Origin of the sequence: Nonlabens sp. Hel1_33_55 (assembly GCF_900101765.1) — a bacterium.
In the GTDB taxonomy this organism is placed as follows: Bacteria; Bacteroidota; Bacteroidia; order Flavobacteriales; family Flavobacteriaceae; genus Nonlabens.
Genome location: NZ_LT627735.1, coordinates 657,390 through 672,047, shown reverse-complemented (window position 1 = coordinate 672,047; position 14,658 = coordinate 657,390). Strand labels below are relative to the sequence as shown.

Genomic DNA, 14,658 nt, shown 5'->3' with positions numbered 1-14,658 from the left:
CAAAATGAAGAAATCAAATAAAACTGGAATTGGAAATGCTATTGATCGGGTTGAAGGTCATTTAAAAGTTATGGGTAAGGCAAAATATGCCTCTGAATATCCTATCAAAAATAAAGTTTACGGTCAAGGCATCAACAGCACGATCGCAAAGGGAACGATAACATCCATCGATACCAGCGAGGCAGAAAAACAAGAAGGTGTATTAAAGGTAATCACGTACAAAAATGCTGAGAAACTCAAAACCTTTGACGAGGAAATGGTTTCCATTGCAACAGATACGATCGCACCTGTTTTACAAAGCAACCAGGTTCACTATTATGGCGAGTATGTAGGCTTTGTAGTAGCAGAAACTTTTGAACAAGCTCAATATGCTGCAAGATTGGTGAAATTTGAATATGAAGCAGATCCTAGTGCAGTAATTGATTTTGATAAATCAAGATCAAAAGCTTATAAACCAAACGAAAAATCAGATTACTCCAGAGGTAATCTTGATCAAGGAATAGCAGAGGCAGATGAAGTTGTAGAACAAACCTACATCACTCCTATTGAGCATCATCATCCTATGGAACTTCACGCAGCAATAGTGAGCTGGGAAAACGGGAAAGTGACCGCTTACGCTAGTCAGCAAATTGTGGAAGATGCGACCATCGCAATATCTGCTACATTCCAGATACCAACTAAAGATGTACGTGTAGTTTCAGCATTTGTAGGTGGTGGTTTTGGGTCAAAACTTAATTTGGAACGTCACGTCATTATGGCCACCATGGCTTCAAAAATGATCAATAGACCCGTACAGGTTACAGTGACTCGTACGCAAATGTTCACCAACACAGGAATGCGACAGCTCAACGAGCAAAAAATGAAAATTGGCGCCAAAAAAGATGGAACCTTAACGGCGCTTTCTCACGAGACTTTATCTCATACTTCAACAAATCAGGAGTTTCAGGAGCCGTGTGGTATGGTTTCTAAAATGTTATACAATGTTGCCAATGCAACCGTGAAAGACAGATTAATTCCCATGAATTTACAAACGCCATTTGCCATGCGTGCGCCTGGTGAAGCGACTGGTAGTTTTGCATTAGAATCTGCGATGGATGAAATGGCCTGGAAACTTAAAATGGATCCATTGGAGTTTCGTATCAAGAATGACACACAACAGGACCTACATAAAAACCAACCGTTTTCCAGTAGATTGTTGGTTGAATGCTTGCGCATAGGAGCCGATAAGTTTGGTTGGAAAGATCGTAAGGATCAGCCTGGAACCAACCAAAAAGGAAATTGGCTGATCGGATACGGCGTGAGCGCTGCATCTAGGAATTCACCATATCAAAAAACGTATGCTAAAGTAATTTTGACGTTAGAAGACGGCAAGGTAATGGCCAAAGTCCAAATGGATGCTACTGATATTGGAACTGGTAGTTATACCATCATTGCTCAAACAGCTTCAGAATATTTAGATATTCCCGTGAATCAAATAACGGTAGAATTAGGTGATTCTGATTTCCCAGTAACTCCAGGTTCTGGTGGATCTTGGGGCGCGGCATCATTTTCAAATGGTGTTCGATCTGCGTGTGAAAATGCGATAGCCAAATTGAAAAATAACAGAAACGTTGCCGGAGATAAAGAGATTTCTGTAGCAAAACTCATGAAAATGAACAAGCTCAAAACGTTTGAATCTGAAGGAATGGCAGAGCCGTCTGCAGAATTTAAAAAGCATTCTGTTTTCTCGTTCGGAGCCAACTTTTCAGAGGTTTGGGTTGATAAAGATACTGGCATGTACCGCATCAAGCGCATGGTAAATGTCGCATCTGCAGGTAAGGTTTTGAACCCTAAGACTGCTTATGGTCAAATCATTGGCGGCCTTACCATGGGCGCGGGAATGGTGATTGCAGAGCAGACTAAGGTGGAACCTAATTTCGGGAATTTCATAACTCGTTCCTTTGCAGACTACCACGTTCCGGTCAATTTGGATATGGCAAATATTGAAGTGGTTTTCCTTCCTGAAGAAGACAAAATCGCTAATAAAATGGGGATTAAGGGAATTGGCGAATTGGGAATCACGAGCGTTGCAGCTTCCATATCCAACGCGATTTTCAATGCCACAGGTAAGAGAATGCGCGAGCTGCCCATCACTCCTGAAAAGCTGATTGAAGCTGGTTTGGAGCCCGGAGTCATGGCTTAATCGTGAAGTTTATACGCTAAATTGCTGAGCAGTCATTTTACAGAATGAAAGCTTTTTATAAGGATTTAGTTCAATAATAATCTCGCTTTCGCGAAAGCGAACTACATAAAATACAGTGATACAACCTTCAAACTCTCAAGGTTGTTTCTGGGATTTATCTAATTTTTGATGGTAAACACGCCAAAAGTTTATTTGGATTATAATGCAACTACACCCGTCGATCAACGCGTGGTCGATGCTATGATTCCATATTTCACAGAAAACTTTGGGAATTCTGGGAGCGATCATGTTTATGGTTGGGAAGCTCAGGAAGCGGTGGATTTGGCTAGAAAGCAAGTTTCCAAACTAATAGGTGCAAAACCTTCTGAAATAATTTTCACATCAGGTGCTACAGAGGCTGCAAATATGGCTTTGCAAGGATATTGCAAGGCACAAAAGCATAAGAGAAACCACATCATCACTTGTAAAACAGAACACAAAGCGGTTCTTGACCCAATAAATCAATTAGAGCAAAATGGCTTTGATGTCACGTACCTCGATGTGGATTACAAAGGAAATATCAATGTCTCAGATCTAGAAAATGCGATTAAAGAACAGACTGTTTTAGTCTGTCTGATGCTGGCCAATAACGAGACTGGACTGATACATCCTATTAAAGAAATCGCCAAAGTGGTTCGTAAAAGCTACGCTGTTTTAATGTGCGATATAACGCAAGCCGTTGGTAAAGTGAATGTTGATATTCACGATTTGGATATTGATATCGCTTTCTTTTCTGCACATAAAATGTATGGCCCTAAAGGTGCAGGAGCGCTATTTCTCAATAAGAACAATCAAATTTCCATCGACCCTAGTTTTTATGGTGGCGGTCAGGAAAAAGGCATGCGGCCGGGTACTTTGAATATACCTGCAATAGTTGGTTTTGGAAAAGCAGCCGATATTTCTTTCGCGAAAGCGGAAAAAGAGTCACGCTCCTTATCATCATTACGAGATCAGTTAGAAGGTGAACTTCAAGATATTCCTGGCGCAATTATCAATTGCCAAAACGAATCCAGATTACCAAACACTACCAGCATCTCATTCAAAAATACAGACGGTAACAAACTCATTAGGAGATTAAAAAACATCGCAGTCTCTCGCGGATCTGCTTGTACATCTGTGGTTATGGAACCATCTCATGTGTTGAGTGCAATGGGATTGGAAAAAGATCTGGCGATGGCCACTCTTAGAATAAGCATAGGACATCCCACGACAGAACAAGATATTCATCTTGCAGTTGCAGAAATTAAAAGTGCCGTGAATGCACTACAATTCGCGGAATTATGAGAGAGCTAGATGTTATTGTAGAACGTTACGAGCAGCTTAAGAAGGAAGGTACAACCTCTGTTCTTGCTACTGTGGTTCATGTAGACGGGTCATCATATCGCAGATCTGGCGCTCGCATGCTGATTGATGAATATGGAAATATAACTGGCGCGATAAGCGGCGGCTGTTTAGAAGGTGATGCTCTAAAAAAAGCGCTTCTAGCCTTGCATCAAAACAAAAACAAACTAATCACATACGATACTAGCGATGAGGACGATGTGGTGATAGGTGCGCAATTAGGATGCAATGGGATTATTCGGGTTTTATTCGAACCACTAAATTATGATGATGATCAAAATGCTTGTGAAATACTGAGTAAAACAATGGATCAACGCGAGCCTACAGCGATTGGTGTTCTCTTCAATCTAGATGCAACGTTGACACAATTAGGAACTATCGTTGTAGTAAACGACAATCTTGATGCATTAAACCAAAATGAGAATTTTGAATTATTGAATACAATTAGTTCAGAATTGAAAAGCACATTTCAAAAAGCGCACAATACGTTTAGTGAGATCTTTTTTAAACACGCGAATCACCATTTGTTTTTACAATATTATTTACCTGCGGTCAAATTAGTCATTGTAGGCGCTGGTAACGATGCTCAAATTTTAGCGCAGCAGGCAGATTTACTTGGCTGGAAAGTGATCGTTACAGATGGACGAACCACGCACGCAAATACGGACCGATTTACAAGCTCTTGTCAAATAATAGTGAGTAAACCAGAGCTAACACTCAATCATATTGAAATAGATTCACGAACCTGTGTTGTGTTGATGAGTCACAATTATCATTACGATCTGGAAGTTTTGAAGTTACTGATTCCGCAAATTGAGATTCCGTACATAGGCATTCTAGGACCGTTGAAAAAATGGCAAAAAATGCAGGATGATCTGGAATCCCAAGGTTTTGAGATCACTCAAAAATTATTACACAAAATACATGCGCCAGTTGGATTGGATTTGGCCGCAGAGACTCCGGCAGAAATAGGTCTATCCATACTTGCTGAAATACAAGCAGTCATTACGAAATCCAGTGCGCAGCCTTTGAAAAATAAAAAGCAGCCCATTCACGAACGCATAGACTCAAATTTCAAAACTACAGCATCATGATCAACGGAATCAAAATAGGAGTCGTCATACTCGCTGCAGGATCTTCCAGCCGTTTAGGTCACGCAAAACAGCTCGTAGAATTTAAGGGAAGTACGCTATTGCAACGAGTAATCGATCTAACTAGTGCTATTGACTTTGATGTAAATATTTTGGTTTTGGGAGCCAATTATGAGAAAATCAAAACTTCAATCAAAGCATCAGCATTTGAAATTATTGAGAATAAGGAATGGTCAAATGGTATGGCTAGTAGTCTCAAACTAGGGTTAGAACAAGCTCTAGATCTAGATCAATCCTTGAGTCAGATTGTCGTCTTGCTATCAGACCAACCGTTTGTTGGAAAAACAGAAATAAATCGACTCATTGAAGTCCAATTAGATAAGCAGTCACCAGCAACTTTTTCAGAATACGATGGCATAATTGGTGTTCCAGCTATTTTTTCTGTATCGCTTGTCCCTGAATTAATGAAACTAGAAGGTGATCAAGGTGCTAAAAAACTATTAAGCGATAAGGCTTTTGATTATCAAACAATACCTTTTGAAAAAGGAATTTTTGACGTGGATACTCCAGAAGATGTTGAACGACTGCATAAAATGGAACAAGAATGAAATTGAATTTGAAATACTTCGGTATGATTGCAGAGTCTGCAGGTAAGTCTGAGGAAAAGTTTTCATTTACCGATGGCAATACGGTCGCCGAATTGAAAGCACAGATCGTAAATCTATATAATATTAAAGATCCAGGAACTGTTCAAATAGCAGTAAATCAGGATCTCAATGTTACTTCGCAATTAAAGGAAGACGATGAAGTAGCTTTTTTACCACCTTTTGCTGGAGGCTGATGCGCTATAACCGTCAAATACAATTGGACACCGTTGGTGTTGAAGGACAGCAAAAAATTGCTGACGCCAAGGTTCTTATTATAGGAGTTGGTGGATTGGGTTGTCCTGCTGCTCAGTATTTGGTGGGTGCAGGAGTTGGAACTATTGGAATGATGGATCACGATCTTGTCTCCATAACCAATTTACACAGGCAGGTGCTTTACCGTGAATCAGATTTGGGGAAACCTAAAGCAATAGTTGCAAAAGAGCGTCTCATTGAAATGAATTCAGAAGTGAACATCATCGCTATCAATGAAGCACTAGATGATAAAAATGCAGTATCTATTTTTTCGGGATATGATATGGTGATCGACGGTTCTGACAATTTTGAAACTAAATACCTAATCAATGATGCCGCTATTTTATCTGGAAAACCATGGGTCTATGGTTCTGTTTTCAAAAATGAAGGACAATTAAGTGTGTTTAATTTTAAAGGTGGAGCTAGTTATAGATGCGTTTTCGCGAAAGCGACAACAGAAAATATAAGTTGTGAAACTACTGGGGTTTTAGGACCAGTTCCGGGCTTATTAGGGCTGTACCAAGCTATGGAAGCATTGAAAATTATATTGAATAGTGACGCCGTTTGTTCAGATAGATTGAGGATCTTCAATTTCCTGAATGGCACGCAACAAAGCATAAATATTACCAAAAAACAAGATCAAATCGACCAAATCCTGGAGAACGGCATCATTCCTGTGCAGATCAATTGTCGGCTTAAAGATGAGGAAAGAGTTTATCTAGATGTTCGAGAACAGATGGAGCAGCCTAGAATCGAGTCCAATAGTATCATTTATATTCCCTTAAATCATTTACACGCAAAACATGGGGAAATCCCTAGAGAAACGGATGTTTTCGTTTTCTGTAAAACAGGCAAACGTAGTAGCATGGCGATAGAATTATTGCAGACTGAATACGGATTCAAAAATCTACACAACGTTAATGGCGGCATAGAAACAATTATTCATGGAACATAAAAAACCTAAAAAGGCGTTGGTACAGGGCGCGATCTCTCCAGAGAAAATCGCAACCTCTATTGCCAACCATCAATCAAAAACCAACATAGGTGCACACAGCATTTTCTTGGGTCAGATTAGGGCAGATCAAATTGACGGAAAGACTGTTAGTGCGATTGAATATACGGCCTATGAGGATATGGCAGAAAATAAGTTTCATGAGATTAGAGAGTCCGCTTTCGCGAAATTTAATATTACATGTGCCCATATTTATCACAGTCTTGGAACGGTTAAAAAAGGCGAAATTTGCCTATTCGTCTTTACTTCTTCTGCGCACCGAAAAATAGCAATTGAAGCTTGCAATTATTTTGTCGAAGAGATTAAATCAAAAGTGCCAGTTTTCGGAAAAGAGATTTTTGAAGATGAAACTCACCAATGGAAAGTCAATACATAGATGGTAGATATTACCCATAAAATAAATACATTGAGAGAAGCGACCGCTATAGCTATAGTGCGCACTTCTAATCAAGATACCATCACCGCTTTACAGGAAAACAAAGTTCCAAAAGGAAATGTTTTTGAAATGGCAAAAGCAGCTGGACTGCTAGGAGTTAAAAAAACTCCAGAGCTTTTACCAGATTGTCATCCACTGCCTATAGAATATACAGGCATTGCCTATAAAATTGAGGGACTCGAGATCGAGATTGCCGTAACCGTAAAAACCATTTACAAAACAGGTGTTGAAGTAGAAGCTATGCACGGCGCCAGCATTGTGGCTTTGACATTTTATGATATGCTGAAACCCATCGATAAGAATGTGGAAATAGGCACTATCAAATTACAACAGAAAAAAGGAGGAAAATCCTCTTATAAAATTGACGCTTCAGGACTGACCGCAGAAGTGGTGGTTTGTTCAGATTCTATCTCCAAAGGAATAGCAGAAGACAAATCAGGAAAGATCATTGCCTCAAGATTGAAAGAGTTAGGCATTGAGTCAAATATAACCATCATTGCTGATGACTCTGAGAAAATCAAAGAAGCATTGAATACTGCAACCACTGAATTGGTGATTTTTACAGGTGGTACTGGGGTTGGACCAAGAGACGTTACACCAGAAACTATTGAACCGCTGCTTGATATTAAACTAAAGGGCGTTGAAGAACAAATGAGAAGTTACGGTCAAGAACGTATGCCGTATGCCATGCTCTCTAGATCTGTAGCAGGATTGAAAGACGGAAAAGTAGTACTTGCATTACCAGGATCATCAAAAGGTGTTGCGGAATGTATGGACGCTATTTTCCCACATGTATTGCATGTATTTAAAGTGATAGAAGGAACACGACATGACGGATAGTAAACCACAGATTGTAGATAATTTTGGTAGGCCACACACCTACCTGAGAATATCGTTGACCGATAGGTGCAATCTTCGTTGTTTTTATTGCATGCCAGAAGAAGGCATTGAGTTGATGGAGAAATCCAACATCATGACGATTGAAGAAATTATAGATCTCGCTACAACTTTCAGAGATCTAGGTGTAGACACCATACGATTAACTGGTGGCGAGCCACTCGTTCGGAAAAATTTCGGTTTTTTAATTGAGGAATTGGCCAAGCTAGGCGTGACCTTGAAACTGACAACTAATGGTATTGTCTTAGACAAATACCTGGACCTTTTTCAAAAAATTGGTCTCAAAAAAATAAACATCAGTCTTGATACGCTCGATAAAGCAAAATCTATTTTTATTACCAAACGTGACTACTTCCAGCGCATTTTGCAAAACTTAGAAACGGCGCTAGAAATGGATATGGAAGTAAAATTGAATATCGTTTTGATCAAAGGCGTCAATGATAATGAGATTAATGATTTTATTGAACTCACTCGATATAAAAATTTGACGATCAAATTTATCGAGTTCATGCCCTTCAAAGGGAACAAATGGGACTGGGACAAAGGTGTAAGCAAAAACGAAATTCTAGATACGATCTCAAACGGATTTGGAATTATTGAAGAATTGAAAAATCCAAAGCATAGCACTTCTTCCAATTTCAAAGTGCTAAATCATGTTGGGAGCTTTGCCATTGTTAGTACGATTACAAGCCCATTTTGCGATGATTGTAATAGAATAAGAGTCACTGCTGATGGCAAGATGAAAAACTGCCTGTTTGCCAACTCAGAAACCGATCTACTAACTCCACTTCGGAATCGTGATGCTATGGATGATTTGATTATTAACGCGATCAAGACTAAAAAGCATTCCCGCGATGGTATGGATGTAAAAATGGAAGCTGAACATTACGAGCAGAATAGATCCATGATTTCAATAGGTGGCTAATGGTAACTATAGAACAAGCACTTGAAATCATACAGCAGCAAAAAGTCAAACACTCGCTTGAATCTAAGGACTTAGATAATTGTTTGGGATATTCCCTATCCGAAGATATTTATGCTCCTTTTGATATGCCTTCCTTTGACAATTCTGCGATGGATGGTTATGCTCTGTGTGGTATACATCAAGAATACACCATTATTGGTGAAGTTGCGGCTGGTGACGATGCAACTAGCTTCAATTTAAAAGATGGACAAGCTGTCCGCATATTTACAGGTGCGCCAGTTCCTAAAGGAACCGTGGCTGTAATGATGCAAGAAAACACAGGCGTTGAAGGTTCAAATCTTCTATTGGAAGTATTACCTAAAGAAGGTCAAAGCATCCGTCCTAAAGGAGCGGAATTACAAAAGGGTGAATTGGTTTTTAAGAAAGGCCACTATATAACACCTGCGACCATTGGATTATTGGGAAGCTTAGGAATGAATTCCATTCCAGTCATCAAAAAATCAAACATCAAGCTCATTACTACTGGAAACGAATTAGTAGCTCCAGGCCATCCTAAATCAAGTGGTCAAATTTTTGAATCCAACAGTTTTGCGCTCGCGGCAGCTTGCACAGGTTTCGGATTTTTTTGTGATCAAACTATCCAAATTGAAGATGACTTTGAAGCTATCAAATCAGGAATTAAATCGGCTTTGGATAACTCTGATGTGTTGATTCTTTCTGGAGGAATATCCGTTGGAGATTATGATTTTGTGAAGCAAGCTTTAGAAGAAAACGGAGTTGAAGAACAATTTTATAAAGTTTTTCAGAAACCCGGCAAACCACTCTACTTCGGTAGAAAAGCAAACCAGTTTGTATTTGCTTTACCTGGAAATCCGGCGTCTTCCTTAAGTTGTTTTTATCTATACGTGCTGCCATTACTATACAAGCTTAGTGGCTCGACTAAATCTGGATTGCCACAGTATAAGTTTCCATTAAAAAATGATTTCGAAAATAAAACGGATCGGCCATCCTTTCTAAAAGCAAACGTAGAAAACGGTATAGTTGAAATACTAAACGGTCAAGGTTCTTCCATGCTAAGATCCATGGCCCATGGCAACGCTATTGCTTTTGTCGATGCTGATATATCTTTAAAGAAAGGCAATGAGGTTGTTTGCTATATAACGTCCTGATATGGCGCTGGAATATTTGCCTTTTATATTCTTTTTTGTAGCGCTTTTGTATAGCTCTGTAGGTTTCGGCGGCGGTTCTAGTTATCTCGCTATCTTGAGTTTGGTTCTTGTAGATTTTTATGAAATCCGCTCCACGGCATTACTGCTCAACATATTTGTAGTGGCGATAGGAACTTTTGTTTTCATTAAGAACGGAATTTTGAAACCCAAGTTGCTCTGGCCATTTTTTTTACTGAGTGTCCCGCTGGCATATATTGGTGCGCAAATTCAAATGTCACAAACGGCTTTCTTTATTTTATTGGGAACAGCTTTGATTTTGGCAGGAATAAGCATGTTGCTTAGATATGCTCAAAGTAAATTAGAAACTGTAGAGCTTTCCAATTCAAAGAAAATACTATTGGGTGGTGGTATTGGGTTACTCTCAGGAGTTTCTGGAATAGGCGGTGGCATTTTTTTATCACCTGTACTGAATTTACTCAAGTGGGCAAATCCACGAATTATCGCATCACTAGCTTCCGTATTTATATTAGTTAATTCTGTTGCTGGACTGATAGGATTAAAAATCGCTGGAACACTTTCATTGAACTTTGAAGTGATGTTTCAATTAATCATAGCCGTCATTTTAGGAGGCATTGTGGGATCCTATCTATCTAGTAAAAAGTTCAATCTAAAATTTTTGGGAGTTCTTACTGCTCTTTTAGTGTTCTATGTAGGAATTAAAATCATATTACAGCACGGCTTTCAAGTTTACCTCTGATGTTGAATTACTTCGCTTTCGCGAAAGCGAAATCATAAATAACCAGTTTGAAACTAATGGATTACCAAGAATGATTAAAACAAAAAAAAGCCACCTAATGGTGGCTTTTTATTAATTGAAAATGCTCACTTAATTAGCATTACGCTCAATATATTTGATGATATGTGTCGCAATATCCTTGCCAGTTGCACCTTCTATGCCTTCCAATCCTGGAGAGGAATTAACTTCAAGAATCAACGGCCCGCGAGATGACTGTAACATATCTACACCTGCAATTCCTAGACCCATTGCTTTTGCTGCTTTTAGAGCTGCATTCTCTTCTTCGTCTGTTAATTCAATAATATTTGCGCTACCGCCGCGATGTAGATTAGAACGAAACTCGCCTTCTTTCCCTTGACGTTTCATGGCGCCTACCACTACTCCATCGACGATAAATACACGGATGTCTGATCCACCTGCTTCTTTTATAAACTCCTGAGCAATCACACGAGCTTGTAGCCCATTAAAAGCCTCAAGAATCGATTCAGCAGAATTTCTGTTATCTGCAAGTACAACTCCTATACCTTGCGTTCCCTCAAGTAATTTGATAACAAGTGGCGCACCGCCAACTGCATCCACTACTTCGCTAACATCTTTTGAATAGTTACTAAAAACCGTTTTAGGCAAGCCCAATCCAGCTCGTGATAAAATTTGAAGACTACGCAATTTATCTCTTGATCGCACTAGTGCTTGAGACTCTGTAGATGAAAATACTTTCATCATCTCAAATTGACGCACCACTGCTGTTCCAAAGAATGTTACAGAAGCTCCTATTCTAGGGATGACACCATCAATATTTTCTAGGACTTTACCTTTATATATAATCGTCGGGTTTTTCTTTTCAATGACTAGGTTACATTTAGTATGATCAATGATCAACATCTCATGGCCTTTCTTTTTCCCGGCTTCAACCAGTCTTTTTGTAGAATATAAATTGGGGTTTGCCGACAATACTGCAATTCTCATAGTTCTTTTTTTAGTGTTGGAAAATATAAGGCTAATTCATGCCAACGATCCCAATTATAAGTTGTAAAAAAATTCTGTTGCGGTTTATTTTAGATCTCGAAATTGATCGTAGGGAAAAATTCAAAACTTTTTGAGCAATGGAGACGAGAAGAATTACGCTTTCGCGAAAGCGACATATATCAATCTATAAAAACACTTGACCAGCCTTTAGATTAGAGATTTAATGTCTTCTGAAAACTTCTTTGAGATAGGCAACTCCACGTCTGTAGACATGATGATGCTATTGCTATGAATGGTTTTAATTTTTGATTTGTTCACCAGGTAACGTCTGTGGATTCTAATGAAACTAATGGGCAATTCTAAATCTGCAGCTAAATCACTCAGTTTTGCTCTTGTCATGTACTTGTTGTTGGTCAAGAAGACATGCACATTGTTTGCTTCTGACTGCAGATAAACGATATCTGAAATTATTACTTTATGTAGACCTGTTTTGGATTTTAGAAAGGTGGTGGTTTCTTCTTTTTTTGAAATATCAGTTTGGGAAGATGATCTTCTCCTTGCGGCCATATCAATCATGGTAAGAAGACTGGGATTATTGAAGGGTTTCATGAGATAACCGTCTGCATCCATGCTGGCAATCTTTGCTAAATGATCATTATTACTAGAGGCTGTCAAGAATATCACCATAGTTTTATATTGATTCTTGACTTTTTGTCCTAACCATATGCCATCTTTTGAACCTTTGAGGTTAATGTCGATCAACACTAAATCAGGAATTATTTGCTGTATTTCCATCCATGCAGATTCTGCACTGGTAGCGCTTCCCGTAACGTTATGACCACCACGAGTAAGAGCATTGATTATACTAGCTCTCGCCACACCCATATCTTCTACAACATAAACTCTAAGTTTCATATTCACTTTTCTATTCTAAAATTTCATTTCAAATTTGAAGCCTTGCTGAAAACTTGTTTCCATCTTGCCATCCAATTCTTCCACAAGCATCGCGATTAAATTAAGCCCAACGCTATTTGACTGATCTTCCACATTCTTTTCAGTCGCAGAGCCATTGTCCTTGTATTTAAAAATATATTGTGCAAGTTCCTTCTTTAGAAATACTGTTATTCTACCGGTGTTCTTCTTATTAAAACCGTGCTTCATGCTATTGGTAACCAACTCACACAAAATTAGACCCAGCGGAATCGCATCACGTGTAGGAATAACGACATCGCGCGAGCTAACGTGAAGTGATATTTCCTTATCAGTATGTTGACTGGTAATTCCCTGGCATATATTGACAAAGTGCTCCTGCATGTCTACAATGGTATCCTCGCCATATTCATAAAGCTGATCGTGAACCATATTCATAGTCTGTATCAGTTGCTGTGACTCATTGATTGCAGCTGTGAATTCTGGATTTGACAACTGACTGGTCTTCAAGTCCAAGATTCCAGATACGGTTTGTAAATTATTCTTTATTCTGTGGTGTATTTCATAAAGCATGAGCTCCTTTTCATCTGCCGCGATTTTGAGTTTTCTACTTTGTTCTTCTGATAGTTTTCTTGCTTTCCGAGTTCTTATAAATAGGGTAATGAAGGTGATGATCAGAATGGTGGATATTCCTAGAATAATCCATTGCATCCATTCAATTTTGTTCTTTTCCTGTAGTAATAAATTTGCTTCTGCAATTTCTTTTCTTGCTTTTACAAAATCATAATTAAGCGATGCTTCTTCCATATTTCTCTGGGTAGCGATCGAGATCAGTGAATCTTTAATATCATCTGACCGTAATTCCAGATCATAAGATTCTGCCACTTTATTTTGCATTAAAAAAATGCTGCTTCGCACCGAAAGAATATTTGCACGAATGCTGGGGTTTTTAAATTCACGTTCCAGCGATAGTGCGCTATCATTATATCTAAGCGCTTGTGAAACATCATTTTGCAGCATACTCAATTTAGACAAGTGTAGATAACATTGAATGGTGATTCTAGGCTCACCTACCAGTTGACTTGATTTCAATTCCTTGAGAAAAACCGGCTCCAATTGAGCAAGTTCTCCTTGCTTCAATCGTATACTGGCAATATTAGATTCAATGACATTTTTAAAGTGTCCCTTGTATTCTCTATTGAAATAAGGATTCTCTTCATCCATGGACTCATCAACAATTCTTGATGCTTCCTGAAATTTCTCTACCGCATTATTGAAATCCTTCTCGCCTTCATAAGTCAAGGCGATGTTGTTCATCATACTGGCATACATGAAATTTCGATTATTATCTTTAAATAATTCTGCCTGTATTTCAAAGTTTTGTCGGGCTCGTGAAAACTGATTGAGGTTGTAATAAATCATTCCCACTTCGTAAGAATCGCTATACTCTGGTTGAAATACGTAGTAATCAAACTTCTCATTCTGAGCAATCAAGATGGGAAGAACATCTAATTGCCGGTTATAAAATCCCTTACGGTTATAGGAAGAATTGAGCGCTTCTAGCGTTCTCACTGACTCCTTCATTTCCATAAAATTAGGACGGCTAAGCAAGGCATTTGCTATAGAAATTACCTTGTCGCTATCTTGATGGTTATAGTGGTAAAAAAGGATGTTATAATCGGCTAGATTTTTTTCTTTTTCTGTTCCATTTTTAGTCGCCCATACGCGAGCATTCATAAATGACTTTAGATAAGAATCAGAAATAATGAAAACATTAGAGTCTGCAAATTGCTTTTGCAGCTGTTCGCGTTTCATATTAACCTTATCAAAATCATCCCGAGAGTTTACCTTCAATTCTTGAGTTTGCCAAGATGTCAAGAGAAATAAAACACCGAAAATTGCTACAGCATTTTTCAGCCAACACAGCAAGAAGTTGTTAAGAAATCGAAAGATCATTTGATGTTGAGCAAAATTC

Annotated in this window: 14 protein-coding genes; 11 read left to right on the top strand and 3 right to left on the bottom strand. The window is 38.7% G+C overall.

The window, feature by feature from the left end; all coding sequences use genetic code 11:
- Positions 1 to 4 precede the first annotated feature (4 nt).
- From BLO34_RS02945 to BLO34_RS02895, 11 genes are all read left to right on the top strand, one after another.
- A complete protein-coding gene (locus BLO34_RS02945; RefSeq protein WP_090752452.1) occupies positions 5 to 2,182 on the top strand; it encodes a xanthine dehydrogenase family protein molybdopterin-binding subunit in 2,178 nt (725 codons plus the stop codon).
- Between the two features lie 168 nt (positions 2,183 to 2,350).
- Complete coding sequence (locus BLO34_RS02940; RefSeq protein ID WP_090752450.1) at positions 2,351 to 3,505, top strand: cysteine desulfurase family protein; 1,155 nt, start codon at positions 2,351 to 2,353, stop codon at positions 3,503 to 3,505.
- A complete protein-coding gene (locus tag BLO34_RS02935; protein ID WP_090752449.1) occupies positions 3,502 to 4,656 on the top strand; it encodes an XdhC family protein in 1,155 nt (384 codons plus the stop codon). Before BLO34_RS02940 ends, BLO34_RS02935 begins: the two co-directional genes overlap by 4 nt.
- On the top strand, positions 4,653 to 5,261 hold the full coding sequence (locus BLO34_RS02930; protein WP_090752447.1) for an NTP transferase domain-containing protein: 609 nt from the start codon (positions 4,653 to 4,655) through the stop codon (positions 5,259 to 5,261). Before BLO34_RS02935 ends, BLO34_RS02930 begins: the two co-directional genes overlap by 4 nt.
- Positions 5,258 to 5,494, top strand: a complete 237-nt coding sequence (locus BLO34_RS02925) for a MoaD/ThiS family protein (protein WP_090752446.1) — start codon at positions 5,258 to 5,260, stop codon at positions 5,492 to 5,494. The genes BLO34_RS02930 and BLO34_RS02925 overlap by 4 nt, the downstream gene beginning before the upstream one ends.
- Positions 5,494 to 6,507 carry a HesA/MoeB/ThiF family protein gene (locus BLO34_RS02920; RefSeq protein WP_090752444.1) on the top strand — a complete coding sequence of 338 codons (1,014 nt, stop codon included), beginning with the start codon at positions 5,494 to 5,496 and terminating at the stop codon, positions 6,505 to 6,507. The genes BLO34_RS02925 and BLO34_RS02920 overlap by 1 nt, the downstream gene beginning before the upstream one ends.
- Entirely contained in the window at positions 6,497 to 6,940 is a 444-nt protein-coding gene (locus BLO34_RS02915) for a molybdenum cofactor biosynthesis protein MoaE (protein WP_090752443.1), read from the top strand. Before BLO34_RS02920 ends, BLO34_RS02915 begins: the two co-directional genes overlap by 11 nt.
- Positions 6,941 to 7,840, top strand: a complete 900-nt coding sequence (moaCB, locus tag BLO34_RS02910) for a bifunctional molybdenum cofactor biosynthesis protein MoaC/MoaB (RefSeq protein ID WP_090752441.1) — start codon at positions 6,941 to 6,943, stop codon at positions 7,838 to 7,840.
- Entirely contained in the window at positions 7,830 to 8,822 is a 993-nt protein-coding gene (gene moaA, locus BLO34_RS02905) for a GTP 3',8-cyclase MoaA (protein WP_090752440.1), read from the top strand. The genes moaCB and moaA overlap by 11 nt, the downstream gene beginning before the upstream one ends.
- The gene (locus tag BLO34_RS02900; RefSeq protein WP_090752438.1) at positions 8,822 to 9,991 is read left to right on the top strand and encodes a molybdopterin molybdotransferase MoeA; all 1,170 of its coding nucleotides are present in this window, start codon (positions 8,822 to 8,824) and stop codon (positions 9,989 to 9,991) included. Before moaA ends, BLO34_RS02900 begins: the two co-directional genes overlap by 1 nt.
- 1 nt (position 9,992) lies before the next feature.
- A complete protein-coding gene (locus tag BLO34_RS02895; protein ID WP_090752436.1) occupies positions 9,993 to 10,748 on the top strand; it encodes a sulfite exporter TauE/SafE family protein in 756 nt (251 codons plus the stop codon).
- A 129-nt stretch (positions 10,749 to 10,877) separates the two neighbouring features.
- Here BLO34_RS02895 and rimK read toward each other — a convergent pair whose 3' ends face one another.
- The 3 genes from rimK to BLO34_RS02880 all read right to left on the bottom strand — a co-directional run bounded on the left by rimK (position 10,878) and on the right by BLO34_RS02880 (position 14,537).
- A complete protein-coding gene (rimK, locus tag BLO34_RS02890; RefSeq protein ID WP_090752435.1) occupies positions 10,878 to 11,753 on the bottom strand; it encodes a 30S ribosomal protein S6--L-glutamate ligase in 876 nt (291 codons plus the stop codon).
- Positions 11,754 to 11,960: 207 nt separating this feature from the next.
- Positions 11,961 to 12,668, bottom strand: a complete 708-nt coding sequence (locus tag BLO34_RS02885; RefSeq protein WP_090752433.1) for a LytR/AlgR family response regulator transcription factor — start codon at positions 12,666 to 12,668, stop codon at positions 11,961 to 11,963.
- Positions 12,669 to 12,683: 15 nt separating this feature from the next.
- A complete protein-coding gene (locus BLO34_RS02880; RefSeq protein WP_172823946.1) occupies positions 12,684 to 14,537 on the bottom strand; it encodes a sensor histidine kinase in 1,854 nt (617 codons plus the stop codon).
- Between the last annotated feature and the right edge of the window lie 121 nt (positions 14,538 to 14,658).